General features: G+C 63.7%; 35 protein-coding genes and 1 tRNA gene. 31 read left to right on the forward strand and 5 right to left on the reverse strand.

Annotation, left to right across the window (positions count from 1 at the left end):
* The first annotated feature begins 15 nt into the window (after positions 1 to 15).
* From ACVMIH_RS08645 to ACVMIH_RS08655, 3 genes are all read left to right on the forward strand, one after another.
* A complete protein-coding gene (locus tag ACVMIH_RS08645) occupies positions 16 to 834 on the forward strand; it encodes a LexA family transcriptional regulator (protein ID WP_456861373.1) in 819 nt (272 codons plus the stop codon).
* A gap of 187 nt (positions 835 to 1,021) precedes the next feature.
* Positions 1,022 to 1,177: a hypothetical protein gene (locus ACVMIH_RS08650; protein ID WP_456861375.1), complete on the forward strand. Its 156-nt coding sequence runs from the start codon at positions 1,022 to 1,024 to the stop codon at positions 1,175 to 1,177.
* A 55-nt stretch (positions 1,178 to 1,232) separates the two neighbouring features.
* On the forward strand, positions 1,233 to 1,526 hold the full coding sequence (locus ACVMIH_RS08655) for a hypothetical protein (protein ID WP_456861377.1): 294 nt from the start codon (positions 1,233 to 1,235) through the stop codon (positions 1,524 to 1,526).
* On the opposite strand, the gene ACVMIH_RS08660 is transcribed toward ACVMIH_RS08655, so the two are convergent.
* Positions 1,523 to 2,032, reverse strand: coding sequence for a hypothetical protein (locus tag ACVMIH_RS08660; protein ID WP_456861378.1), 510 nt, complete (start codon positions 2,030 to 2,032; stop codon positions 1,523 to 1,525). The two genes, ACVMIH_RS08655 and ACVMIH_RS08660, sit on opposite strands and share 4 nt — an antisense overlap.
* Entirely contained in the window at positions 2,016 to 2,888 is an 873-nt protein-coding gene (locus tag ACVMIH_RS08665; RefSeq protein WP_456861380.1) for a hypothetical protein, read from the reverse strand. Before ACVMIH_RS08665 ends, ACVMIH_RS08660 begins: the two co-directional genes overlap by 17 nt.
* 149 nt (positions 2,889 to 3,037) lie before the next feature.
* Between ACVMIH_RS08665 and ACVMIH_RS08670 the strand changes: the two genes are divergently transcribed.
* The 28 genes from ACVMIH_RS08670 to ACVMIH_RS08805 all read left to right on the forward strand — a co-directional run bounded on the left by ACVMIH_RS08670 (position 3,038) and on the right by ACVMIH_RS08805 (position 19,480).
* Positions 3,038 to 3,277 (forward strand): hypothetical protein, encoded by a 240-nt coding sequence (locus ACVMIH_RS08670; protein WP_456861382.1) that lies wholly within the window; start codon positions 3,038 to 3,040, stop codon positions 3,275 to 3,277.
* A 5-nt stretch (positions 3,278 to 3,282) separates the two neighbouring features.
* Entirely contained in the window at positions 3,283 to 3,507 is a 225-nt protein-coding gene (locus ACVMIH_RS08675; protein WP_456861384.1) for a hypothetical protein, read from the forward strand.
* Positions 3,501 to 3,827: a hypothetical protein gene (locus ACVMIH_RS08680; RefSeq protein ID WP_456861386.1), complete on the forward strand. Its 327-nt coding sequence runs from the start codon at positions 3,501 to 3,503 to the stop codon at positions 3,825 to 3,827. Before ACVMIH_RS08675 ends, ACVMIH_RS08680 begins: the two co-directional genes overlap by 7 nt.
* The gene (locus ACVMIH_RS08685) at positions 3,824 to 4,135 is read left to right on the forward strand and encodes a hypothetical protein (RefSeq protein ID WP_456861388.1); all 312 of its coding nucleotides are present in this window, start codon (positions 3,824 to 3,826) and stop codon (positions 4,133 to 4,135) included. Before ACVMIH_RS08680 ends, ACVMIH_RS08685 begins: the two co-directional genes overlap by 4 nt.
* Positions 4,132 to 4,356 (forward strand): hypothetical protein, encoded by a 225-nt coding sequence (locus ACVMIH_RS08690; RefSeq protein ID WP_456861390.1) that lies wholly within the window; start codon positions 4,132 to 4,134, stop codon positions 4,354 to 4,356. Before ACVMIH_RS08685 ends, ACVMIH_RS08690 begins: the two co-directional genes overlap by 4 nt.
* A gap of 3 nt (positions 4,357 to 4,359) precedes the next feature.
* Positions 4,360 to 4,614: a hypothetical protein gene (locus ACVMIH_RS08695; protein WP_456861392.1), complete on the forward strand. Its 255-nt coding sequence runs from the start codon at positions 4,360 to 4,362 to the stop codon at positions 4,612 to 4,614.
* Positions 4,611 to 4,781, forward strand: coding sequence for a hypothetical protein (locus ACVMIH_RS08700; RefSeq protein ID WP_456861394.1), 171 nt, complete (start codon positions 4,611 to 4,613; stop codon positions 4,779 to 4,781). The genes ACVMIH_RS08695 and ACVMIH_RS08700 overlap by 4 nt, the downstream gene beginning before the upstream one ends.
* Positions 4,782 to 4,919: 138 nt before the next feature.
* Complete coding sequence (locus ACVMIH_RS08705; protein WP_456861396.1) at positions 4,920 to 5,444, forward strand: hypothetical protein; 525 nt, start codon at positions 4,920 to 4,922, stop codon at positions 5,442 to 5,444.
* Positions 5,445 to 5,450: 6 nt separating this feature from the next.
* The gene (locus ACVMIH_RS08710) at positions 5,451 to 6,800 is read left to right on the forward strand and encodes an AAA family ATPase (RefSeq protein ID WP_456861398.1); all 1,350 of its coding nucleotides are present in this window, start codon (positions 5,451 to 5,453) and stop codon (positions 6,798 to 6,800) included.
* 63 nt (positions 6,801 to 6,863) lie between these two features.
* Positions 6,864 to 7,982 (forward strand): PD-(D/E)XK nuclease-like domain-containing protein, encoded by a 1,119-nt coding sequence (locus ACVMIH_RS08715; protein WP_456861399.1) that lies wholly within the window; start codon positions 6,864 to 6,866, stop codon positions 7,980 to 7,982.
* A 17-nt stretch (positions 7,983 to 7,999) separates the two neighbouring features.
* Positions 8,000 to 9,430 (forward strand): hypothetical protein, encoded by a 1,431-nt coding sequence (locus ACVMIH_RS08720; RefSeq protein ID WP_456861401.1) that lies wholly within the window; start codon positions 8,000 to 8,002, stop codon positions 9,428 to 9,430.
* Positions 9,427 to 9,834, forward strand: a complete 408-nt coding sequence (locus tag ACVMIH_RS08725) for a hypothetical protein (protein ID WP_456861403.1) — start codon at positions 9,427 to 9,429, stop codon at positions 9,832 to 9,834. The genes ACVMIH_RS08720 and ACVMIH_RS08725 overlap by 4 nt, the downstream gene beginning before the upstream one ends.
* Positions 9,831 to 10,427 (forward strand): helix-turn-helix domain-containing protein, encoded by a 597-nt coding sequence (locus tag ACVMIH_RS08730; RefSeq protein WP_456861405.1) that lies wholly within the window; start codon positions 9,831 to 9,833, stop codon positions 10,425 to 10,427. Before ACVMIH_RS08725 ends, ACVMIH_RS08730 begins: the two co-directional genes overlap by 4 nt.
* The gene (locus ACVMIH_RS08735; RefSeq protein ID WP_456861407.1) at positions 10,424 to 10,765 is read left to right on the forward strand and encodes a hypothetical protein; all 342 of its coding nucleotides are present in this window, start codon (positions 10,424 to 10,426) and stop codon (positions 10,763 to 10,765) included. Before ACVMIH_RS08730 ends, ACVMIH_RS08735 begins: the two co-directional genes overlap by 4 nt.
* Positions 10,762 to 11,604, forward strand: coding sequence for a radical SAM protein (locus ACVMIH_RS08740; protein ID WP_456861409.1), 843 nt, complete (start codon positions 10,762 to 10,764; stop codon positions 11,602 to 11,604). Before ACVMIH_RS08735 ends, ACVMIH_RS08740 begins: the two co-directional genes overlap by 4 nt.
* Positions 11,601 to 11,888, forward strand: a complete 288-nt coding sequence (locus ACVMIH_RS08745; protein ID WP_456861411.1) for a hypothetical protein — start codon at positions 11,601 to 11,603, stop codon at positions 11,886 to 11,888. The genes ACVMIH_RS08740 and ACVMIH_RS08745 overlap by 4 nt, the downstream gene beginning before the upstream one ends.
* Before the next feature lie 55 nt (positions 11,889 to 11,943).
* On the forward strand, positions 11,944 to 12,252 hold the full coding sequence (trpF, locus tag ACVMIH_RS08750; protein WP_456861413.1) for a phosphoribosylanthranilate isomerase: 309 nt from the start codon (positions 11,944 to 11,946) through the stop codon (positions 12,250 to 12,252).
* Entirely contained in the window at positions 12,252 to 12,389 is a 138-nt protein-coding gene (locus ACVMIH_RS08755) for a hypothetical protein (RefSeq protein ID WP_456861415.1), read from the forward strand. Before trpF ends, ACVMIH_RS08755 begins: the two co-directional genes overlap by 1 nt.
* A gap of 8 nt (positions 12,390 to 12,397) precedes the next feature.
* Positions 12,398 to 13,078 (forward strand): hypothetical protein, encoded by a 681-nt coding sequence (locus ACVMIH_RS08760; RefSeq protein WP_456861417.1) that lies wholly within the window; start codon positions 12,398 to 12,400, stop codon positions 13,076 to 13,078.
* Complete coding sequence (locus ACVMIH_RS08765) at positions 13,075 to 13,557, forward strand: zinc-finger-containing protein (RefSeq protein ID WP_456861419.1); 483 nt, start codon at positions 13,075 to 13,077, stop codon at positions 13,555 to 13,557. Before ACVMIH_RS08760 ends, ACVMIH_RS08765 begins: the two co-directional genes overlap by 4 nt.
* Positions 13,554 to 13,985 (forward strand): hypothetical protein, encoded by a 432-nt coding sequence (locus ACVMIH_RS08770; protein WP_456861421.1) that lies wholly within the window; start codon positions 13,554 to 13,556, stop codon positions 13,983 to 13,985. Before ACVMIH_RS08765 ends, ACVMIH_RS08770 begins: the two co-directional genes overlap by 4 nt.
* Complete coding sequence (locus ACVMIH_RS08775; protein ID WP_456861422.1) at positions 13,978 to 14,376, forward strand: hypothetical protein; 399 nt, start codon at positions 13,978 to 13,980, stop codon at positions 14,374 to 14,376. The genes ACVMIH_RS08770 and ACVMIH_RS08775 overlap by 8 nt, the downstream gene beginning before the upstream one ends.
* 13 nt (positions 14,377 to 14,389) lie before the next feature.
* Complete coding sequence (locus tag ACVMIH_RS08780; RefSeq protein ID WP_456861424.1) at positions 14,390 to 15,232, forward strand: hypothetical protein; 843 nt, start codon at positions 14,390 to 14,392, stop codon at positions 15,230 to 15,232.
* A 174-nt stretch (positions 15,233 to 15,406) separates the two neighbouring features.
* The gene (locus ACVMIH_RS08785) at positions 15,407 to 16,324 is read left to right on the forward strand and encodes a 3'-5' exonuclease (protein ID WP_456861426.1); all 918 of its coding nucleotides are present in this window, start codon (positions 15,407 to 15,409) and stop codon (positions 16,322 to 16,324) included.
* Positions 16,321 to 16,899, forward strand: a complete 579-nt coding sequence (locus ACVMIH_RS08790) for a DUF1643 domain-containing protein (protein ID WP_456861428.1) — start codon at positions 16,321 to 16,323, stop codon at positions 16,897 to 16,899. Before ACVMIH_RS08785 ends, ACVMIH_RS08790 begins: the two co-directional genes overlap by 4 nt.
* Positions 16,896 to 17,792: a helicase HerA domain-containing protein gene (locus tag ACVMIH_RS08795; RefSeq protein ID WP_456861430.1), complete on the forward strand. Its 897-nt coding sequence runs from the start codon at positions 16,896 to 16,898 to the stop codon at positions 17,790 to 17,792. Before ACVMIH_RS08790 ends, ACVMIH_RS08795 begins: the two co-directional genes overlap by 4 nt.
* A 1,041-nt stretch (positions 17,793 to 18,833) precedes the next feature.
* Entirely contained in the window at positions 18,834 to 19,010 is a 177-nt protein-coding gene (locus ACVMIH_RS08800; protein WP_456861432.1) for a hypothetical protein, read from the forward strand.
* Entirely contained in the window at positions 19,010 to 19,480 is a 471-nt protein-coding gene (locus tag ACVMIH_RS08805; protein WP_456861434.1) for a hypothetical protein, read from the forward strand. Before ACVMIH_RS08800 ends, ACVMIH_RS08805 begins: the two co-directional genes overlap by 1 nt.
* Before the next feature lie 56 nt (positions 19,481 to 19,536).
* Here ACVMIH_RS08805 and ACVMIH_RS08810 read toward each other — a convergent pair whose 3' ends face one another.
* From ACVMIH_RS08810 to ACVMIH_RS08820, 3 genes are all read right to left on the reverse strand, one after another.
* On the reverse strand, positions 19,537 to 20,010 hold the full coding sequence (locus ACVMIH_RS08810; RefSeq protein WP_456861435.1) for a hypothetical protein: 474 nt from the start codon (positions 20,008 to 20,010) through the stop codon (positions 19,537 to 19,539).
* 557 nt (positions 20,011 to 20,567) lie between these two features.
* Positions 20,568 to 20,644, reverse strand: a tRNA-Val gene (locus tag ACVMIH_RS08815).
* A gap of 63 nt (positions 20,645 to 20,707) precedes the next feature.
* Entirely contained in the window at positions 20,708 to 21,118 is a 411-nt protein-coding gene (locus ACVMIH_RS08820) for a GFA family protein (RefSeq protein ID WP_057016455.1), read from the reverse strand.
* Between the last annotated feature and the right edge of the window lie 190 nt (positions 21,119 to 21,308).

Below are 21,308 nucleotides of genomic sequence, written 5' to 3' on the forward strand. Positions count from 1 at the left end.
CGACGAAATACCATAATGGTATCTGTCGCACAAGGCATTAATACCAATCTGGTTTTAGACAATACCGTTTCGGTGAATTACCAAACTGGCATGAGTCGCCAACAGACCAAGGTCATGAAAGAAAAGCCGAATTTCCTCGCCGCACACCGCGAGGCTGCCGGCATGGCCGATCATGAGTTGGCCAAGAAGGTCGGAACCTCGCAGCCGCAAATCAATCGGCTGGAGAATGGTGAGCGCAAGCTGACAGTCGATTGGCTCCAGCGCATCGCCGCAGCGCTCGGCAAGTCGGTGCCAGAACTGCTGGAGCCGCCGCGCGGAACCGTTAAGGAAACGCCAAAAGTATCACTCGCTGAGGTTGGCATCCCCGAGCCACCTCCCGTACAGTCGCCACCCAATGCCGGGCTCGCAAATGAGCCGACAAGAACAACACGCCGGCGGATCGACATCCTTGGCCGCGCCGCGGGCGGCAGGGAAGGTAAGTTCATCTTGAACGGGGAAAAACAGGGCTACATTCTCGCGCCGCCGAGCGTCGAGGCTGTGTCGAAGGCATATGCGCTCTACATTTTCGGGAACTCTATGTCGCCGCGCTACGAAGACGGCGAAATGGTGATCGCAAATCCGGAAGCGCCATATGGCAAGGGTAGTTACGTCGTCGCTCAACTCTACACTGATGAGGAAGGCGTCTTCGAATGCTACGTCAAGCGTTTCGTGTCCTTCGGGAAGGAGCTCGTGCTCGAGCAGCTAAACCCACCCAAAGGCCATGACGCGATTATGCGCTTCCCGGCAAATCGGGTCTATCGGATCGACAAGCTGGTGGGTCCGGACGGCAAGTAGACCACCAGATGTTGCGCGGAAAAATTGGATTCGACTCTGCGGCAGAAAGATTCAATCATCGCCTTCCCTCCTGGAAGTTGCGACGGCGATGCGATCTACCCAAAGCCAAAAAACTGTTACGTCAGAGCCGTTTCTCGAAATTACCTGCACCGACTGCGGTCACGCAAAGATCTGGTCCGAGCATGACTTGGCCTATTATCGCATCGATCCAACAACACCGATCGAGACCCTGGGCAAGCACCTATTTTGTTCGCGGTGCCGCGCTCAGGGCGGTTGGGGCTACAATATCGAGATCGCTCTTCGCCGCCATCGTCCTGAGCCTTGGCTGCGCCGCGCGGGCTGAGCTCCCGAAGCTATCGGATCAGGATCTCGCGGCGGCGCGCGTGGAAATCGCGCGAATGGCCGTGCCCGAACTGCGATCGCTGCTGAACTATTTTGCGGAATGCACCGACCGAACATCGCTGAACCAGGCGGTGAGGCAGGCGTGCAAGTCGGCGTTCGTCAAATACCAGACCGAGTTTGGCGGCAAGCGAACGGTCGACAAGCTGATCGCGGAACAGGAAGAGCTCGGCGAGATCCAACGCACCTTCCGCGCCACCGGACAGTCGACGGACTCGAGCTATGTCGAGACCGTTGACCAGCAACTTCGCCAGGCGGTCGGCGACGCGCTGAAGGCGAGCTCCAGCCGTTAGCGCGACAACCTCGCGGCGAGTGAGTTCCGGATCGCCGGAAGCCGATCGACGAATTCGGCGATGCCGGCGAGCTCGTCGCGGGCCGCCCTTACCTCGACCATCATCTCGGCGATCGCCGGCAGGAACTTGGATTTTTGTCGCCAGCGCCGGCAAGCCATCTCGACCGCCCCGAACGACGGATCCAGTGACATGACGTCTTCACGCATGAACTGGCCAAACGCACTGGCTTGCTGAACGCCGCCGTTCGGGAACGCTTGCAGCAGCAGGCCAAGATAGGCAACCGCGCCGGCTTTGGGTATTGGCGCCAATGCTTGGTCGAAAGTCGCCTTGTTCTGCCCATGGATCTCGATCGCCCGGTCGAGAGTGCGCAGCAACTCAGCGCTCGGCTCGTCCGACAGAGCGGCCGCCTCGCGTGCGGCCGCGAGCTCGCGCAGTGCCGGCTCGAGCCGCGAAAATGACGGCGGCGCCGGCGGCTTACCCCGCGGCTGTTCAACGAGATCGCGCATGGAAATCCTCCTCAGTGAGACCCGCCATCATCCCCTCGATCGCGGTGTCGACGCGGCTCGGCGCCGCCGGTGTGCCGCCTCGAGGCGTCCGGCGGTCATAGTCGTTCCCCACCCATGTCCGCCATGCCGCATCCCAGTCGGCCATCAGGTTGCCCCTGCTGGTGTGGAAGTTCTTGAACTTCTCCGCCTGGAACCGGATGTGATCGTCGTTCCAGCCGCGGTCTCGAGCATACTTCCAACCCGATACAGGAAGCTCCCAGTCAGCCGGCAGCTTCGTCCTCCGCCCCGCAGTCTGCCGACCTCTGCGCTTCGGCTGCCGCTCCTCGGCCGGAGGATCATCGCCAAAAAGGCTTTGTGCGCGGGCCAGTTCGCGCCCGGCAACGGGCGCGATATGTTCATCCCCTTCTTCCTTTCTTGTATTTTTTATTTCTTCTGTTTTGTGCTGGTCGTGTGCTGGCGCTGTGCTGTCACCTTGCTGACGCTGTGCTGAGACCTTGTCGTCCACTGTGTCGTCCGGCTGATCGTCACCCTGATAATACTCGTAGTTACATATGGTTATGATCGTAACCCCCTTGTCGGTCCGTGTGTTGATCATGCCCTCCTTCTCGCATCGGCCCAAGTAACCCCTCACCGCCCCCACACTCCACAGCCATTTTTCAGCGAGAAAACGCAGAGACCCCGCAAGGTCTCCGCGATCGAGATCGACGAAGAACTGGCCGAACCGGCGCTGCCGCGGCTTCCATGCCGCTTCCTGAATCATCCAGGTAAAGACCTCTCTCTCGGACATCGGGGATGGCCGGAAGAACTCGTGCTCGTAGAGCGAACGGTAGAGCTTGATGTAGCCGCGATAAGCCAATTACAGGACCTCGAAGGGCGCGGAAGGAGCGCTGGGCGCCCCGCGATTTACCATCGCAGGAACTATCCCAAAAAAAAATAATACCACGCTGGTATTGACAGTAAATACCAAAACGGTATTCTCCCGCACGCCACGGGAGACCACGCCAGATGCTCAACGTCACCACAAACCGCCGGAACGCCTTCGGAGTGAAGGACTCATCCGACCAGTACCGCAACTGCGGTGCGCGGATCCTGTGGGTGGATGGCCGGACCGATGAGTTGACCGCGCGCATCATCAGCGCGATCCGCTCGGCCGGCTTCAAAGCCTGGCGCTCCCGCGATCAGATCTGGGTCCGCTCGGTCGACGCCGACAAGATCGCCGCCCTCCACATCCCGACAGATCGGTGAGGCGCATGACCTTGCTCGGCTACATCGGCACAGCAGTCTTTTCGCTCGGAACCGGTGTCGCGTTCTGTGCGCTCTTCCTGGTGAAGCCTTACTGGCGCGCGGTCCGCGACCGCGGCGACCTGATGCTCGCCCTGTTCAATGCCGGATCCTCGCTCAAGGCGGCCGGCCGCGCCGAGGAGGCCGCTACGGCTTTCGGTATCGCGAAGCGCGTGGAGGACTCCGCATGCTGATCCGCGTCTCCGGCAAGAGCGACTGGCGGAAGTTCTTCTTCGTGTGCCCCGAGATCACCGTTGACGGCCAAGCCGTTCGTGACGTGATCGAGGCCGACGACGAGGCCGGCTATATCATCCGATACCGCCGCGACGAGGCCGGCACGCTCGTGGTCGATGCCGATCGCTACGTCACCGAGCGGGTCGACGGGAAAGTTCTGTTCGTCGGCCAGCGCCGCTGGAGCCCGGACGATGCCCGAGCCGCTGCGCAGACCAAGCGCGATCGCCGCGCCATCCGCAATCTCGATATCCAACGTCGCGCCGGAAAGGTCTCGGCATGACGGACCTTTCCCTCGATCCGACCGCCATCATCGACGACCTAGCCTTCCGGGCCGGCTATCTCGAGCAGGCGCAGATCCAGACCATTGAGCAACTGCGGGCGCTTGCCGCGCGCGGCGGCGCAACGGCGGACGAATTGCGCCTGGCGATCGCCGGGCTCGCCATCGACACGCACAAGGGACTTGCCGCACTCCAGGTCGGCGCGGCCGCGCGGATGGCGGCTCGTCACGCTGCCACCACGCCAGAGGTGTGCGCGAAGATCCTTCCGTTTCCGCGCGCCGGTACTCCAAGCGAGGAGGCTCGCCCGTGATCACGGAAAGCCTACCGCCGAGTTGGACTCGCCTCATCTTCGCGCCGGCGGCGGAACGCGCCGCGGCGACTCCAGAAGAGCGCGCCGCCTACGACGGTTTCGTCGAGCGGCTCATGGCACGGCCGGAAGACTTCGGATTCCGATTGGAAACACCCGAGGACGTCGCAGCGGATGACCGCTTCGACACCGCCCTCGCCGCGGAAAATAGGGATTGGGGCTAGCCAATGGCGCATCCAGGAATGACCCGGTGCACGCCGGACACCTTCGACCTCGACCTCACCGGCGCCTATGCCGTGATCCTGCGGTCAAGCGGCATGACTTTCGAGGGCACAGTCGACGAGATTGAGGCCCGTGCCTTCCAGATCCTGTGGAAACCGGCCGAGGCGCGCCCGTATTCCCAGGTCAAGCCGCGCCTGGCCGCGGCGATCGCGCTGGCGCGCCGTGATGGCCCGATAGATCTGAGCGCGGTGGCGGCATGAAGCTGGAACGCGCCATCATCCTCGCCCTGCTCGCCGTCATTGCGGCTCTCATCATCGAGGGCGCGACCGTCGAGCTTCTCTGTGCCGCGCTGTTGCTCGGCCTCGTTCTCGGCGCGCTGTTGGGCGCCGCCTTCGTCACCGATCGGCAAAAGGAGTCGGCTTCCTGATGGCGGCTATCCGAACATTCGTGCGGGAAGTTGCGGCGTTCTTCGCGATCGCGGGGATGATCTTTGGCTGCATCATCAAGGCGTCAGCCGCCATGGGGGTCATCCATGGCTGAGCGGCGAATTGAGCTCGAGCCGTCCGTGCTGCTACGGCTCGGCGCCAACATGGAAACCATCGGTCAGGCCTGGCAGGCCGATATCGATGAATTGAACACGGCGCGCGACCAGATCGTGATGCTTAGGCGTGAGCTCGACCAGGCGGATGACCGCGCGTCGAACTTTCAGGCCGAGCTCACGGCAACGAGGGCAGAAGTCCGGCAACTGCTCGAGCGAAATGCCTTCCTCGAGGCGCACACCAAGCGCCTTTTCGATACGGCTCACGATGTCGGCGACAGCATGAAGTCGCTCGCCGAGTCTGCCGTTGATGTCGCGCGCCGAGCGCCGGCAGTGGCGCCGACCGTCGCTCCGGTGCGCGCCGACGGCACCACGGCGCCGCGGCCCTCGGTGGTCGCGGCGCCCGGACCCGCACCGGTTCAGCGCCAGCGCACCTTGGACGATGTCCGCAGGGAGCATCTGGCCGCGGCCGACGACGAGGACGACGGCACCGGTCTGCCGCCGGGTCGGCCGCAGTTCCTCAGAACCCCACTTCCAACCGTCTCACCATAGGCTCCCATGACCGAACAGCCCTCACCGCTCAAGATCCTTTCCCTCGACGTCGAGAACGTGTTGCGCGTCCGCGCGGTGCGGATCCAGCCCAACGGCAACGTCCTCGAGCTCACCGGACGCAACCGCCAGGGCAAGAGCAGCGTGATTGACGCGCTGTGGGCCGCGCTCGGCGGCGAGAAGATGATCCCGGCCGATCCCGTCCATGACGGGGCCAAGATGGGCAATATCGTGGTCGACATCGGCGACGCAGCCGGCCTGAAGTACCGCGTCACCCGCCGGATCAAGAAGAAGGATGACGGCGACTGGTCGACCAGCCTCACCATCGAGAATGAGGATGGCTTCCGCTCCGATAAGCCGCAGCAGATCTTGAACACGCTGATCGGCGCCCTCAGCTGCGACCCGCTCGACTTCATCAGCAAGAAGCCGAAGGAACAGTTTGACCTTCTGAAATCGTTCGTATCCGGCGTCGACTTCGATGCGATCGCCAAGGCGGACGAGGAAGACTTCAAGGCCAGGACCGACATCAACCGTGATGCCAAGGCCAAGCGGGTTCAGGCGGACGGGATCCGGATCGACCCGGAAGCGCCGACCGAGCGCCAGGACGAGGCCAAGCTAGTCGCCGAACTCGCCGCCGCGGGCGAAACCAACGCTGCCGCGGAACGGTATCGCGCGGATATCGCTGCGCGCAAGCAGAAGGCCGCTGTTCTGGATACGGCCGCCGAGGCCGCGCGCCGACGTGTCGAAGATCTGAGGACGCAGATCGCCAGCCTCGAAGCTGCGGCTGACCGAGACGAGACCGAGGCCGCGAACATCCGCCTTGAGGTGGCCGAGGCCGCCATTCCCGATCTGGTTGATACCGCAGACCTGACGGCGCGCATCACTGCCGCCCGCGAAGCCAATGCGCGCTTCGGTGCGGCGGAGCGCGCACGGGCTGACCGGACTCGGCTCGACGAGGAAGCGGCGGCACTGGAGAAGCGGTCCGAGGAACTGACGAACGCCATGGCGGCCCGCGAAGCCGCCAAGAAGAAGGCGGTCGCGGAGGCCGAGATGCCGATCGCCGGCATCTCGTTCGGTGAAGGCACCATTCTACTGGACGGCCACCCCCTCGCCCAAGCCAGCCAGGCACAGAAGCTCAGCCTGGCCGTCGCTATCGCGATGAAGCTGCAGCCGCGGCTCCGCTTCCTGACGACTAAGCACGCCGCGCTGCTGGACGACGAGTCCTGGGCGGCCCTCGTCCGCCTCGCCGACGAGCAGGATCTGCTCGTCATCGCGGAGACCGTCAATTCCAATCGGCCGACCGCGGTGGTCATCGAAGACGGCCACGTCCGCGGCGCCAAGCAGCAAGCCGCGGAGTGACAGTTCCTCCCCAACTTGCCGCGCGGGTCTCGGCTCGTGCGGCCTCTTCTCCGGAAACTGACAATGAACGCCGTTGTGCCCATCGCTGATGCCGTCGCTACCGAGCCCGTGAAATTCGAGCCCGGAATCTACTTCGGCGTGCCCGAGGACAAGTACCACCAGGACACCTCGCTCGGATCCACGAAGCTGAAGGAACTGGTGATCGACCCGATCGAATACCAACACGGCCGCCTCCACGGCGCCGAGCAGAAAGAGACGTTCCAGTTGAAGTGGGGGCGCGCGATCCACTGCCGCGCGCTCGAGGGAAAGCAGTTCCTCGCCGAGCGCTTCCCGATCGCGCCGTCGCTGGTCGACTATCCGAAAGCGCTCGTGACGATGGATCACCTCCGCGAGCACGCCAAGAAGCTGGGTCTGACAAAGATCGGTAACACCAAGGCTTTGGTGGCCACCGCGATCCGCGAGTTCGACCAAAGCGTCCCGATCTGGGACGAGATCATGGCTCGGTTCGAGACCGAGCACGCCGGCAAGACCATCATTCCGCGCGAAGCGATCGAGCATATCGAGCGCGCCGTGGAGTGGATGCAGCGAGAGCCGAAGCTGGCGCCCGTCATGGAGGACGGCACCTTCACCGCTGGCGCATCTGAGGTCTCGATCTTCTACGTCGAGAACGGCGTGCGCCTGAAAGCACGTATCGACCACCTGCTGTCTCACGCCGTCGTCGACTTGAAGTCCTTCCGCCCCTTCTTGCAGGAGCGTTTGAGGGAAGGTGCGAAGAAGGCGATCTCGCGCATGCGGTACGACCTGCAGGCCGCGGCATACATCCGCGCGCTGAAGGTAGCCGCCAAGCTCTACGCCGACGGCAAGGTCTTCGATTGCCCCTACTCGCCTGCCTTCCTCGAGTCCGTGTTTGCCGCCCTCGCGGTCGCGGAGCGCGATCCACACTCGGCGGAGGCTCTGAAATGGGTCTGGGTGCTGATCAAGGCCTCGGGCGCGCCGCAGCCGGTCGTCGCGGAGTTCGATCTCGGCAGCATGATCTTCCGCCAGGCCGCCGTCGATATCGACGACGCAATCAAGAACTACCGCCTCTACGTCGAGAAGTTCGGCCTCGACCAGGACTGGGTGCCGGAGCTCCCGGCTGAAGTCTGGGGCGACACCGACTTCCCGTCTTGGGCTTTCACCTAAACCTCTGAGGACTGACGATGAATATGATTGTCGATGATCGCGACCAAGAACGTCAAACGCTGCCAGCCGTCGTGGTGGAAAGTGCGATGCCGGCAATGCTGCGCGCCGAGATCGACGGCCAGATCGCTACCGCCAAAATGTACCCGCGGAACGTCTCGCGCGCGATCGGCAACATCAAGAGCCTGGCCACGCTGGACGAGGAGACGGCCGCGGAGTCGCTGTACGCGCTCGTCCGCAAGAAGAAGCAGCAGAACCGCGGTGGTGGTGACTCGACCGATACCGCCAACGCGGCGATTGAAGGACCGAGCATTCGCCTGGCCGAGATCGCGGCCCAATGCTGGGGCAACTGTCGAATCGAAGCTCACGTCGTGACCGTCAACAAGAAGGACAAGTACGTCGAGGCCGTCGGCACATTCCACGATCTTGAAACCAACATGGCCTCGACCGCGACGGTGCGGCGCAGAATCTCGACGTCAAGCGGCAACCTCTTCTCCGAAGACATGATCACGGTTACTGGCAACGCCGCCTGCTCGATCGCGAAGCGTAACGCAATTCTCGCCGGCATTCCGCGCGGCGTCTATCGGCCCGCGTATCATGCGGCCCGCGAGGTCGTCGCCGGCACCACCGCGACGCTTTCTCAGAATCGCGACAAGGCCATCAAGGCATTCGCGACCTTTGGCGTCACGCCCGATCAGATCTTCGAGGCTCTCGACGTCAACGGCGAGGCCGACATCCGGCTCGAGCACATCGCGACGCTGCGCGGCATGTTCATGTCGATCAAGAATGGCGAAGCCACGGTCGAGGAGATGTTCGCCAAGGAGAAGCCGCCCCAGGCGGATCCCGACTACAACCCGCTGGTGAAGAAGGATACGGTCTCCGGTGGAGATCAGCAGACCGCGGTAACCGGTGCTGCGAACCAAGAACAAGCCGCCGGTGACAAGCCGGTCACAGATTCCGCCGCGGCGGAGGCAGCGCATCCATCCGACCATGCGGCAGGACATCAACCTGCGGCCGGATCGGACAGCGCTGCCACCTCGGCGCAGACGTCGGCGAAGCCAGCCCCCGCCGATGAAGGGACGAGCCAGGAGCGCACCGCCAGTGGCTCGTCCCAACCTGATTTGCTGTCCGACCCAACCTCCGCCCAGGACGGCAAACCGCAGTCGGGCAACCCCCAAGGCTCGACCGCTAACGGAGCGGACGCATCTCGTGGCAACGGCGCGTCCGCTCCCGACCTTTCCTCGTACCACCGCGCGCTCCTGACTATCGAGAACGGCGGCCCGCAGAAACTCGGCAAGATGTCCGAGCAGTGGCTCAACAAGTATGGCCGGTTCGAAGGCGACGCCGAGAAGAAGCGCGGCGAGATCTACGCCGTGCACGGTGAACGCCTCACCGGCTCGGTAGACCTGGCTGCCTGCAGCAAGAAGGTCGAGGGGATCATCGCACGATGACGATCCTCGATCGCCCGCCAGCGGATTGGAAGCGGCCGGCCATGCCGTGCCGGGTCAAGCTTGAGGTCTTGATCCGACAAGGCGGTCGCTGCGCCCAGACGAAGGAAAAGCTGGGATCAGTGGAGAACACGCAGTTCGACCACAGGCCCGCGCTTTGGGAGCGGAAGTTCGACACCGCGACCGATGACACGATCCCGCCCGCCAATGATCCAGCCTTCATTGATGCCTGCACCATCGCAGGCCACAAGTTCCGGACTCATGGCAACGGCGCAACCACCGTCGGCTCCGACTCCCATCGTCGCGCGAAGATCAAGCGGATGACCGACCCGGCGCCGGCGAAACCGAAGCGAAAGATCCGCGGGCGGTCGACCTTCCCGAACCGCAACTCCCGGAGGTTTCGATGAACCCCGCGACGTCAGTAACTCTTGAGTTCAGGTCGTCGGCTGAGTTGTCGGCTCACTATCGAGAGGTCCGTGCTCGGCTGCCGGTCATGGTGCCGCAGTGGCGACGTGACGTGCTGGCGTTGCGGCGCCCAGGCGCCCTCCTCCTGCCGGCACCGTTCGCCTTCGCGACGGTCGAGGACATCATCACGTCCCAGATGCGGCGGCCCCCGGAAGAGATCGGGAGGCTCAGCGACGAGGCCGAGAGAGTGGCTATCCGCCGATCGATCGCAGGATATCGCAACCTGCTTCGTCAGGCGCCGGAGAACCAGCGCCGGATCAGCTTGATCAAGGCGTCAGTCGGCCAAGCCTTCAAGGTTAGCCAAGACGGATTCACTCACCATTCGCGCAGGCATGGTGTCACCCGCATTCGTCAAATCGCGATGTGCCTCGCCAAGCTGCTGACCACCACGAGCTACGGCGGGATCGGCCGCAGCTTCGGCGGCCGCGATCACACGACGGCACTTCATGCCTACCGTAAGTTCTCGCCGGTCGTCGCCGAGGTCATGGCCGAGATGGGCGACGGCACGCCCTGCGCGATCGGGGGCGAGCGATGACCGCGACCTCAGAAACCCCAGATGCCACTCTGACCGCCGCGGTTCCGCGCATCCTTCGTCGGCGCGTGATGCATCTGCGCGCGAGCGGCGGATCCACATACGGCGATGAGTTGCTCGACGAGCAGACGAACGTCATCGGCTATGTCTCGTCCTGGGTCGGAACCGGCAAGAACGAAGGCAACGCCAGATCGGTCTACACGCTGAAAGTCGACGGCGGCGATCCTGCGCTGGAATTCTCGGACTTTGAACTTTTTCGTGAGGCTTACGCGAACCTGCTGGAAAAGCGGCGCCGCGACAAGGAGTGGGACGATGCCGCTCCAAAGGACGGTGCCCAATGATCGGCGCCGACGGACACTTCACGGACCAGCCGATCGTACCTGGTGCCGATGTCATCTATCGACCCAAGGGAAACGCCGGCGAGTACGCGCCGCTGGCCACCAATCCGTACCGCGGGTGTGGGCATGGCTGCGCCTACTGCTATGTCCCGCCTGCGACGCATATCCCGCGGCCGACTTTCGACCAGGGCGCGGTACCGCGGCCCGGGTTCATGCAGCGCCTCGAGCGCGATATCCGACGCTATCAGGCGGCCGGCGTCTCCGACGGCCATCCCGCCGATCAGATCTTCATCACGTTCTCCAGCGATCCATTCCACCGCGGCGATCTTTCCCTGACTCGGCAGACGATGCGCGCCCTCAAAGAGGCCGGCATGGCTTTCTGCACGCTGTCGAAGGGCGGCCGCCGCGCCCTGCCCTTCCTGCCGGAATACCGCCGCGAGCGCGACGCCTACGCCTGCACGCTGACCTCGCTTGACGATGACTTCTCACTGACATGGGAGCGCAACGCCGCGCTGCCATGGGAACGGATTGACGTCCTCCGGACGTTCCATGATGCCGGGATCTTCACCTGGGTATCGCTCGAGCCGACGCTCGATGCCGCGGCCTCGATCTCGATCATCCGCGCCACCCACGAATTCGTCGACCTCTACAAGATCGGCAAGGCCAATTACGTCTCGAAGATCTCCAAGACAATCGATTGGGCCGCCTACACCCGCGACGTCACGCAGGTCTGCCGTGAGCTCGGTGCCCGCCATTACGTCAAACGCGACCTGCAGGCCTTCCTGCCGGCCGATTACGACAATCCGCTGCGTGTGCCGCAGCATCATGGAGCCGCAGCATGAAGCCTGAGTTCATCACGTTCACCGGGATCGACAACTGGACCGAGCTCCACGACATCCACGTCCTCTCGATCAAGTACCCGGTCGAGTTCGGCATCTTGTTCAGCCCGAAGCGCCAGGGCACCGATCCGCGCTATCCCGACGGAGACGCGCTGTCCCGCTTCATGTGGAGCGGGCTACGCCTGTCCGCGCACCTCTGCGGCGACTACAGCCGCCGCATCATGGCGGGCGAGTCCATCGTCGACACCATCCCGGTCGATCTGGGCACTTCGCGCGGATTCAGGTGAACCACGCCGAACCAGATCCGGCCAGATCATCGAATTCCGGAACGGCTGGGGATCAATGCGCGCGATCGCGCAGACCCGCGCCGACTCCTTCCCGACCGACACCTCGGTGGACTGGCTGTTCGACCGCAGCGGCGGCGCCGGCGTCGCGCCGACGGCCTGGCCGATGCATCCCGGCGGCGACCGGCTCGTCGGGTACGCCGGCGGCATCTCACCCGACAACATCGGTGGCGTCATGTCGGTGCTCGAGCAGATGCCGGGTCGGTACTGGATCGACATTGAAAGCGGGGTTCGGACCGATGACCGGTTCGACATCGAGAAGTGCCGCGCGGTCTGCGAGGCCGTTTTTGAAAAGGGAGAACGTTGATGGACTTGCTCAACTGGGTTTCGGATCACCCCATCCTGACGATTACGCTGTCGTTGATTGCGAGCGCGACCTATGCCGTGCCGCGCATCGTCACAGCTGTTGCCGCCCGCAATATCAACATCTCCAGCCGGCTCTGAGGTCAACGGTGAAGGACGCTCCGGTCATCTTCAGCGCGCCAATGGTGCGGGGCTTGCTTCGCGAGGTCGAAGCCCCGGGGACTGGAAAGACCATGACCAGACGGTTGGCTTGGGGAGAGCCGTTCAGCGTCTATGATGACGAGGATGGCCACCAGGCCAAGAGCCTTCGGGCGAAGGGGTGCAAGGTCAGCGGCCCAGACGATACCGGCATGCGTATCGCGTGGCCCGCATCGTCATGGCAATCGGTGAAGGTCGGAGATCGTCTCTGGGTTCGCGAGACAACCAGCGCCGAACATCGCTGGACCGGGACGAAGCCGAGCCAAATCGTCGACTCGAGCGTCTGGTACTGGGCCGACGGCAATCCCGATGACGGTGACTGGACCAAGCAGATTGTTTCGATCCACATGCCACGCGCGTTCTCGCGGATCACGCTCATCGTGACGGCCACCCGGATCGAGCGGCTGACAGCGATCAGTGACGCCGACGCCCTCGCCGAAGGCGTCGAGCACCGCGGTGAGCGCGACTATTGGGCCGGGTTGAACCGCGGGACCGATGCCGTCGCCTGCTTCTCCGCGCTTTGGCGATCGCTGTACGGCATGGGCTCGTGGGACGCAAATCCCGAGGTCGTCGCCCTCACCTTCAAAGTCATCAAAGCCAACATCGATATGCCGGAGGCGCGCGCAGCATGACCGATTTCGCTCCCATCTGTTGCGGCATGGCCGCTCGCCTGACGAATGGCAAGGAGATCTATCCGAACCGGCGCGACCTGCACTGGAAGCACTTCTATAAGTGCGACCGCTGCAGCAAGTATTGCGGCTGCCATCCCGGCACCACGAAGAGCCTCGGCACGCCGGCGGATGCTGCCACCCGCGCGGCGCGATCGAACCTGCACGACAATGTCTTCGATCCGATCTGGAAGAGTGCGCCGACGACCGGGCAATACGCCCCCGAGGACCACAAAGCGAAGGCGAGGATCCTGAAGGCGGCTCGGTCCCGCCTCTATCGCTACCTGGCGCACCACCTCGGGATCGATCGCGATGCCTGCCACTTCGGCATGTTCTCGCTGGAGCAGTGCCGACGCGCGACCGAGCTCCTGACCGGGCTGTCGTATCGGACGGTCCGGGACTGGCACTACGCGCAGGTTAAGCAACAGGGCAAAGCGGCATGAGCATCGACGGCGCTGTCTATCCCTGCCCGCTGTGTCTCGGCACGAGCCTGAACCTCTTCAGTCATTGGGTTTCGCTCAACGACGGGATGAAGGAAATCCCCAAGGTCCAATGCAGGGCCTGCCACTGCGAGGCGAGCGTCCAAGCTTGGTCGGCGCGGAAGCCCGCTCCGCCAGCGGCGTGGTTGCTGGTCGAGGCCCTGCGCGCGGACGAGGCCCACAGCGTCACGCTGTTCTGCGACAACCCCGATTTCAACATGGGGCCGGACAGCGCAGTCGAGGTCTGCGGCGACTACACCGACTGGAAGGAACGGCGGTTTGAGGGCGACAACCTAACCGCGGCGCTGATGGCGGCATATCTCGCCAAGACCGGCGGCACGGTTTCGCCAGAGATTGCGGAAGCCCTGAAGAGGGAGGCCGCCCATGGCTGACGTCACCGGCCCCATCTCCAGCTTGCCCGGATCTAGCCACGCCGTGCCGGACGGCACGATGTGCGACCGGCATCCTGACCGGCCGGCAGTCGCCCGCGTTCAAGGCGAGACCGACTCCTTCGGCTCGGAGATGAACGACCTCTGCCAACAATGCCTCGAAGCGGATCGGGCTTACGCGCGATCTCCAGAGGCGCGAACCGGCTGCTGCGATTGGTGCAAGACGGACGCGACCGATCTACGCAGCGCGCGCGACATCGACGAGGGCAGCGCTGGCCCGGTCTACCGGATCTGTGGCGTGTGCCATCAGAAGCAGCAGGACGCCATCCAAGAGGAATTGCGCCAGCACGAACACGACTTTCCTTGGGATGACGGCGATTACGATAACGATTGAAACGAGATCCACATTGGTCCCGACGGAGGTTGTTGCGGCGCTCAGCGTGCTCAACGGGCATGCCCGCGCCCATGGCTGCGGCCGCGACGCGATCTACCACTACAAGGGACTCGTCGCGATGATCTACGCCGCAGCCGGCCAGGCGGACGCGCGGCCGGTTGGCGTCTCGGTGAAGTGTCATAATTGCTTCGGCACCGGCAAGTTCTTCTGCCAGTACAACGGACAGACCGACGAGCCATGTCGGACCTGCACCCGCACCGGCTACGTCTTCCTGCGCTTCACCGAGACGACGATCGACGGGCACGGGTGGCATCATCCGTGGATCACTGAAGGCGAAGCGATCTACCGGAAGGCCAGCGGGGCGACGGCCACTCAATATGATCCCGCGACGCGGTCGCTGTGGGTAACCAAGGCGGACCAGCCGCCCGAGAATTTCCCCATCGGGTTCGTCGGGGATTGGAAGCCGAATGTCGCGGGCGAGAAGTTCGTCGGCGAGCGTGCCGCCGAGCTCCTCAACCTGGTCGAGGGCTGGGTGACGTCGACCAGCCTGCACGTCGAGCCCGATCTGAAATGGAGGCTTGAGCGGGCGCAGCAGGCCGCCCGCGGCTACAGTCTCGCCCTCGGCTGGCTCGGCGACTGCTGCCATTACTGCGGCGAGACGAAGACTGTCGTTGGCCAAGGCCATTACAAGAAGCCGTTCCAGTGGACGATCCGATGCTGTGAAGAGCACGCCGGATCGAAGATGCCGGTCGCGACATGGGACAGCCGCCTCCCCTCGACTGCGCTGACTCCCGCCATCCTGAAATGGGCTGAGCGCCGCGGCTGGTCGGCCGAGCAATCGGGAGCGGCGACATGAGGTTCACGCTCGAGGACGCTGCGCGCTATTGGACCAATTCCCGGCCGTCGAATTGTGGCGCAGATCCGCCGCATCTTCACGTTCACCGAAGAGCGCGCCAACCGGTCCCAGCGTGGGCGTAACTGAATCCTGCATCCGGAAGATCGTAAGCCGCGAGCATTGGAGGAATGTGCAATGATTATTCGCTCGACAGATCTCGAGACCACGGGACTCGAGCCATCCGACGAGGTCATCGAGATCGGCTTCACCGATCTCAGGAGCATCAGCGATATCTGGGGCCTGTCTTCGGTCAGCAAGCAATCGTTCATTCGCCCGGCGCGGCCCATCCCGCCGGAGTCGTCCGGCATCCACCACATCACGGACGACGACGTGAAGGACGCGCCTTCCTGGGCAGACGGTTGGCGCATGCTGGTCGAGACGCCGAACGACGACGGTAAGATCATCTTCGCCGCGCACGCCGCCCACTACGAGCGGCAGTATCTCGATGCCCTCATCCAGGCCGACTGGATCTGCACATGGAAGTGCAGCCTTCGCCAGTGGCCCGATTTCGTGAGCCACAAGCTGCAGGCGCTTCGCTACTTCCTGAACCTGCCGGTCGACCCGGAGCGCGCATCGCCACCCCACCGTGCGGCGCCGGACTCCTACGTCTGCGGCCTGGTACTGCTCGAATTGCTGGAGCATCAGACCGTCGAGACGCTCATCCAGTGGAGCGCCGAGCCCGCGGTCTTCACAAAGTTCGACTTCGGCCAATTCGACGGCAAGCCGCTGTCCGCGGCCGACGACGGCTACATGGACTGGCTCGCCAACAAAGAACACAGGATGGGCGAGGACTGGCGCTGGAACGCTCGCCGCGAGATCGAGCGGCGCGCCGTCGTGAAGCGGAAGCAAGCGCTCGATCTCTTGCTCCCCGCGATCGCCGGCGCCGCGACCGTCGTGGATCTCGAGAACTGGTACCACGGGTCGGGCCCCTACCTCGCCAAGAACAGCATCCTGATCGGGTCGCCGGAGTACGACACACTGATACAGGCCTGCGCAGCGCGGAAGAAGGCCCTGATCGAGGGCGGTCAGCCGCAGTTTGGAGCGGCGTCATGAACGCTGCCATCCACAACCCCGGCGGCAAGGTCCGGCTCAATCTGGCAGACGGCGTGCACGGCGACGCCATGTTCGCCGGCGAGTCCGATTGCTATCGGCTGATCTTGACCCGGAAGTGGGTAAACCTGTTCACCGCAGGCACCAGGCTGCCGAACAACTTCGTCCTCTGGATTGGGATGAACCCGTCAGTCGCCGACGCGAACGTCGACGACCCTACCCTCAGCAAGGTAATCGACTTCTCGATGGAATGGGGCTTCGACGGCCTCGCCATGATGAATGTCTGCGACTACCGCGCGACGGCGCCGGCGGCGCTCCTCAAACCGGGCGTGGTACCGCGCAGCAAGGGCAATCTGCCGCTCATCCGCGACACTGCAAAGCAAGCGGCCAAGGTTGTTGCTGCGTGGGGCAACCTCGATCGCCGGCTCGTGCATTTCGCAGTGGACGCCGAAGACGCTTTGCGTCGCGACGGAATCGAAATGTGGTGTCTGGGCCTCAACAAAGGCGGCAGCCCGAAGCACCCGCTCTACGTCCGCGGCGACACTCACCTCATTCGGTTTAAGGAGGTTCCTCTATGACTTTCGTATTCCCGCGCGCCGTTTTGGAGCAGCACACCGCGTTCCTGGGCAAGACGGGCTCGGGCAAGACATCCACGGCCAAACTCGCGGTCGAGCAGATCCTCGCCGCCAACCCGTCCGCTCGAGTCTGCGTGCTCGATCCGATCAAGTCGGATTGGTGGGGCATGACTTCGAGCGCCAAGGGCCAGCGCGCCGGCCTGCCGTTCTACATCCTCGGCGGCCCGCGCGGTCACGTCGCGCTGCATGACTCCGCCGGCAAGGCGATCGGCGAGCTCGTCGCCACAGGCGATCTGCCGCTGTCCATCATCGACATGGCGGACTTCAATGCCGGCGGCCTCCAGAAATTCTTCAACGACTTCGCCCCTGCCCTGATGAAGCGGATGCGCGGTGTCGTCTATCTCGTGATCGAAGAGGCGCACGAATTCGCGCCGAAGGAGCGTGCCGGCATCGGCGCCGAGAACCTCGCGATCCACAACGCCAAGAAGCTGGCCACCGCGGGCCGGTCGAAGGGCATTCGCCTGATGGTGGTGACCCAGCGGACCCAGGCGCTGCACAACGCCGTGCTCGGCAGCTGCGACACCATGATCGCGCACCGCCTCACGGCGCCCGGCCGATCAGGATCCGATCAAGAAGTGGCTGAAGGCCAACGTCGACAAAGCGACCTTCGAGCGCGTGTCATCGTCCCTCGCCTCGTTGAAGACCGGCTCTGGCTGGCTATGTTCCGGCGCGGCACAGGTCGCCGACTTGGTGCAATTCCCGAAGATCTCGACTTTCGACAATTCTGCGACGCCGACCGACGGCGACGCCGAACTGCAGGTCACGACGGCGCCCGTCGATCGCGACCGGCTGCGCTCCATCATTGGCGATGCCGCGCGGCAGGCGGAGGGCGATGATCCGACACGGCTACGCGAGCGGATCTCGGTGCTCGAGCGCGACAATCAAACGCTGGAGCGCGAGCGCGACAGCGCGAGGGCCGCGGCTCCTCCGGATGCCCGTGCCATTACGGCAGCCGAACAAAAGGGTTTCAAGGCCGGGTTCGAGGAGGCTCAAAATCAGGGTGCGATCGCATTCAATACCCTGAAGGAGAACACTCGACGTACCATCAGAAACTTCGCTGCATCGATCGATGCTAGCCTCGATTCTGAAACCATCGAGTTCATCCTCGCGGAGAACGACGTCTTGCCGACGGCGCCGGCGACTGCGGTCCCTGCCCGCACGCCGACCCCCCTGGTGTCGTCTCGGCCGTCGGCGAGCGGCGATGGCTCCCTGCCCGGTCCGCAGCAGCGCATTCTCAACTCGCTGGCGACATGGGCAAAGTTGAGCACCGCCACTCCACGCAACGCCCAAGTCGCCTGGCTGGCCGGTTACAGCCCATCTTCCTCGTCGTACGCCAATCCGCGCAGCGCACTGAAGACGGCTGGGCTTATCGACTATCCGCAGCCCGATTTTTTGACGATCACTCCGGCAGGCCTCGCCAAGGCCAATCCGTTCAAGCTGACCGGCTCCCTGCTCGACTTCGTGCTCAGCAATCTCCCCGGCCCCGAGGGCAGGATCCTGGCATCGATCGCGGCGCACTATCCGAAAGCGATCCCGAACGCGGCAGCTGCGGAAGGCGCGCAATATTCAGCGACCTCGAGCAGCTACGCCAACCCGCGGAGCGCGCTGCGCACCAAGGATCTCATCACCTATCCCGAGAAGGACCGCGTCCGCGCGGCGGACTGGCTGTTTGCAGCATGACCGCCAACAACTGCACCACCTGCAAATTCTATCGCAACGATACCTGCCGGCGCAGTCCGCCGGTTAGGCTACCGCGCAAATTCGACCCCGATGCCAGCGCGGGCAATCGCGTCCGAGATGAGTCCCTCATCTGGGGATGGCCCGTTGTCCAGCCGACCGACTGGTGTGGTGAATACGTTTTCAGCAGGAATTGAGCCATGCCGAAGCCCGAGCTCATCGATATCGCCGCCGAATTGAAGATTGAGACGCCTGGCGCGTTTCGGATCTTCGACGGCAAGACCACGGAATGGGTGCCGAAGTCACAGGTAGAGCGAAACGACGACGGGACTTTTACGATGCCCTTTTGGCTGGCCAAGGAGAAGGGCTTCATCTGATGAGCCGCGTAATCACGCCCGAGAACTACCTCACCGAGGATGAAGTTCTCGCGCAATGGCCGATGCTGAAAGCCAGCGAACTCCGAAAAGCCCGGAGGACAAAGGCGGTCGACTTCTATGCGTTCCGCTCGGGCCCCTGCTACACTGCCGAGCAGGTGCAGGCCTACATCGATAAGACGTACCTACGGAAGGGCGATAAATGCGAGACAACCAGCACCACGGCGCCGGCACCGGAAGCAACCAGCCCACCGACGAGACCTTCAATCTCGATGGATGGTACCTCGACCGCCCGTACCCAAACCGCGGCAACGGCGTTTATGCCTGCCGGTATGACGCCGGAACTGGCGACGTCCGCCGCCGCTCTCTTAGAACAACAGATTGGGAGGTCGCAAAAGTCAGACTCGCGGCGCTCATCCTCTCGGCGCCGGCCACCGCAGGGTCAGCCGTCCCTGGCCCTGATCAAGTCATGACGACGGCGGCCCTCGCCAGTTACATCAAGGGACACGCCACCACGATCCGCTCGGAATCAGACGCCATCCGAGCGGGCGAGCTCGCCAAGCAATACCTCAACGAGCACGTCAAGGCGCCGATGGCGCCGGTCTCGTTCTGGACACCGGCACGTCAACTCGATTTCGCGAAGTGGCTTCACACCAAATTCGGCCACACGCCGGCATCGATAGAGCGGCGGCTCGACGTGCTGTGCTCCGCCTTCAATGAGATGACCGAGGTCAAGCTGCGCAAGGATCCGTTCGACCGGGACGTCGAGACCGCGCTGATGACCCACGCGCCGAAGTTTGTCTACAAGCGCGACCGGATTGCGAAAGAGTTGAAGATCCCGCCGTCGAAGCCGCGGCACACGATGTCGACCATCGAAGACGTCGCGCGCGTGCTGGACGCGATCGAGCACGAGCACCTCTTCCGCTTCGCCATCCTCGCGCTCAACACATGGGCGCGGCCGGAGGCGATCTTCGACTTCTCGCCCCGCGTTCAGCGTGAGCATGGGCTGATCCACCTCAACCCGCCCGACCGTTTCCAGACCAACAAGCGGCGCGCCACGATCCTCGAGACCCGGTGCCTAGGCGGATGGCTCGACCACTGGTCCGCGGTCGATGCCCGGGCTCGGCGCGATGCCGTCCTGAAGGGCCAGCAGCCGCCGCCAGAGGCCTTGCTGGTCTTCCAAGGTGAGCGCGTCCGGGCCGTGAAGAAGTCGCTCAAGAGCGCCGTGACGGCCGCCGGCGTGACCAAATTCAGCCCGGGCTCCTTCCGGCATTTCATGGCCAGCAAGATCCGGCCGATGTGCCGCGGCGTCACGCGCGAACAGCGCTCGCTATGGCTCGGCCACACTATCAAGGAAGGTTCGCGGACCACCGACAACTACGAGGCCTTCGATCCGGAGTTTCTCTCCGACGTCGCTCTCGGCATCGACTTCATCATGCAGCAGATCCAGAACCACTGCCGACGAGACCTGTTTGCTGTTGAAGTTCGGTTGAATGCGCGCGAGCTCGCCCGGATCGGCGCTAAGCCAGAGAAGAAAACGAAGGCAAATCAGGAGGGTAGTGGTAGGCGGCGAGAGATTCGAACTCCCGACCCTCTCGGTGTAAACGAGATGCTCTAACCAGCTGAGCTAGCCGCCCTTACCTGCGCGCCTCTTTAGCCTCGCCTGCCCTCGAGGCGCAAGGCCGCAACACCTCAATCCGTCAGCTCCAGTCCTTGGGGTGCGCTGGCAATTCCTTGAGATCATTGATCCATGGCGCAGCGGAGCGGCACCAGACCTGGCGTCGCGGGCTCAATTGGCCGCGCTGGCGAATGCTGCCCCAGCGGATGCCCCAGTCGTCGGGCCCGCCGTCCTCGCCGCTCGTAAACAGCGGCGAACCGCAATCGCCGCAAAAGTGCTGGAAGCGGATTCGGCCGTTATCGCCCCGCTTGCCGTAGACCTTCGGCGCACCTCCGATCAGCCGCACCTGTTCGGCGTCGCAGATCACCGTGACGCGGTAGGGCGAGCCGGTCAGCGCCTGGCAGTCCGTGCAATGACAGATCGAGACGCATTCGGGGTCGATCTCGGCCTGATAGGTGATAGCCCCGCAATGGCATTGCCCGTCGATACGCATATGGCGCTCTCCAATTCCGTCAAACAAAGCAACCGCCGTGGGCGCGGTTCCATCGAACAGGGGGCCTGGCTCTCGGCCCACTTCCCCTGACGGAGCAACGCCGGTATCCCGTACCTGCCTTGTTTGGGATACCAAATCGGGATACGAAACCCGCCAGACCGAGATTCTGTGCCCGCTAAGGCGGCCAAAG

The sequence above is a fragment of the Bradyrhizobium sp. USDA 4503 genome, from assembly GCF_054055815.1.

Bases quoted from the DNA above. Each gene is read 5' to 3' on its own strand.
- ACVMIH_RS08645 (WP_456861373.1), top strand. From the start codon at position 16: ATGGTATCTGTCGCACAAGGCATTAATACCAATCTGGTTTTAGACAAT.
- ACVMIH_RS08655 (WP_456861377.1), top strand. From the start codon at position 1,233: ATGGCCGTGCCCGAACTGCGATCGCTGCTGAACTATTTTGCGGAATGC.
- ACVMIH_RS08660 (WP_456861378.1), bottom strand. From the start codon at position 2,032: ATGCGCGATCTCGTTGAACAGCCGCGGGGTAAGCCGCCGGCGCCGCCG.
- ACVMIH_RS08670 (WP_456861382.1), top strand. From the start codon at position 3,038: ATGCTCAACGTCACCACAAACCGCCGGAACGCCTTCGGAGTGAAGGAC.
- ACVMIH_RS08675 (WP_456861384.1), top strand. From the start codon at position 3,283: ATGACCTTGCTCGGCTACATCGGCACAGCAGTCTTTTCGCTCGGAACC.
- ACVMIH_RS08680 (WP_456861386.1), top strand. From the start codon at position 3,501: ATGCTGATCCGCGTCTCCGGCAAGAGCGACTGGCGGAAGTTCTTCTTC.
- ACVMIH_RS08685 (WP_456861388.1), top strand. From the start codon at position 3,824: ATGACGGACCTTTCCCTCGATCCGACCGCCATCATCGACGACCTAGCC.
- ACVMIH_RS08695 (WP_456861392.1), top strand. From the start codon at position 4,360: ATGGCGCATCCAGGAATGACCCGGTGCACGCCGGACACCTTCGACCTC.
- ACVMIH_RS08700 (WP_456861394.1), top strand. From the start codon at position 4,611: ATGAAGCTGGAACGCGCCATCATCCTCGCCCTGCTCGCCGTCATTGCG.
- ACVMIH_RS08710 (WP_456861398.1), top strand. From the start codon at position 5,451: ATGACCGAACAGCCCTCACCGCTCAAGATCCTTTCCCTCGACGTCGAG.
- ACVMIH_RS08715 (WP_456861399.1), top strand. From the start codon at position 6,864: ATGAACGCCGTTGTGCCCATCGCTGATGCCGTCGCTACCGAGCCCGTG.
- ACVMIH_RS08720 (WP_456861401.1), top strand. From the start codon at position 8,000: ATGAATATGATTGTCGATGATCGCGACCAAGAACGTCAAACGCTGCCA.
- ACVMIH_RS08725 (WP_456861403.1), top strand. From the start codon at position 9,427: ATGACGATCCTCGATCGCCCGCCAGCGGATTGGAAGCGGCCGGCCATG.
- ACVMIH_RS08730 (WP_456861405.1), top strand. From the start codon at position 9,831: ATGAACCCCGCGACGTCAGTAACTCTTGAGTTCAGGTCGTCGGCTGAG.
- ACVMIH_RS08735 (WP_456861407.1), top strand. From the start codon at position 10,424: ATGACCGCGACCTCAGAAACCCCAGATGCCACTCTGACCGCCGCGGTT.
- ACVMIH_RS08740 (WP_456861409.1), top strand. From the start codon at position 10,762: ATGATCGGCGCCGACGGACACTTCACGGACCAGCCGATCGTACCTGGT.
- ACVMIH_RS08745 (WP_456861411.1), top strand. From the start codon at position 11,601: ATGAAGCCTGAGTTCATCACGTTCACCGGGATCGACAACTGGACCGAG.
- trpF (WP_456861413.1), top strand. From the start codon at position 11,944: ATGCGCGCGATCGCGCAGACCCGCGCCGACTCCTTCCCGACCGACACC.
- ACVMIH_RS08755 (WP_456861415.1), top strand. From the start codon at position 12,252: ATGGACTTGCTCAACTGGGTTTCGGATCACCCCATCCTGACGATTACG.
- ACVMIH_RS08765 (WP_456861419.1), top strand. From the start codon at position 13,075: ATGACCGATTTCGCTCCCATCTGTTGCGGCATGGCCGCTCGCCTGACG.
- ACVMIH_RS08770 (WP_456861421.1), top strand. From the start codon at position 13,554: ATGAGCATCGACGGCGCTGTCTATCCCTGCCCGCTGTGTCTCGGCACG.
- ACVMIH_RS08775 (WP_456861422.1), top strand. From the start codon at position 13,978: ATGGCTGACGTCACCGGCCCCATCTCCAGCTTGCCCGGATCTAGCCAC.
- ACVMIH_RS08785 (WP_456861426.1), top strand. From the start codon at position 15,407: ATGATTATTCGCTCGACAGATCTCGAGACCACGGGACTCGAGCCATCC.
- ACVMIH_RS08790 (WP_456861428.1), top strand. From the start codon at position 16,321: ATGAACGCTGCCATCCACAACCCCGGCGGCAAGGTCCGGCTCAATCTG.
- ACVMIH_RS08795 (WP_456861430.1), top strand. From the start codon at position 16,896: ATGACTTTCGTATTCCCGCGCGCCGTTTTGGAGCAGCACACCGCGTTC.
- ACVMIH_RS08800 (WP_456861432.1), top strand. From the start codon at position 18,834: ATGCCGAAGCCCGAGCTCATCGATATCGCCGCCGAATTGAAGATTGAG.
- ACVMIH_RS08805 (WP_456861434.1), top strand. From the start codon at position 19,010: ATGAGCCGCGTAATCACGCCCGAGAACTACCTCACCGAGGATGAAGTT.
- ACVMIH_RS08810 (WP_456861435.1), bottom strand. From the start codon at position 20,010: ATGCTCACGCTGAACGCGGGGCGAGAAGTCGAAGATCGCCTCCGGCCG.
- ACVMIH_RS08820 (WP_057016455.1), bottom strand. From the start codon at position 21,118: ATGCGTATCGACGGGCAATGCCATTGCGGGGCTATCACCTATCAGGCC.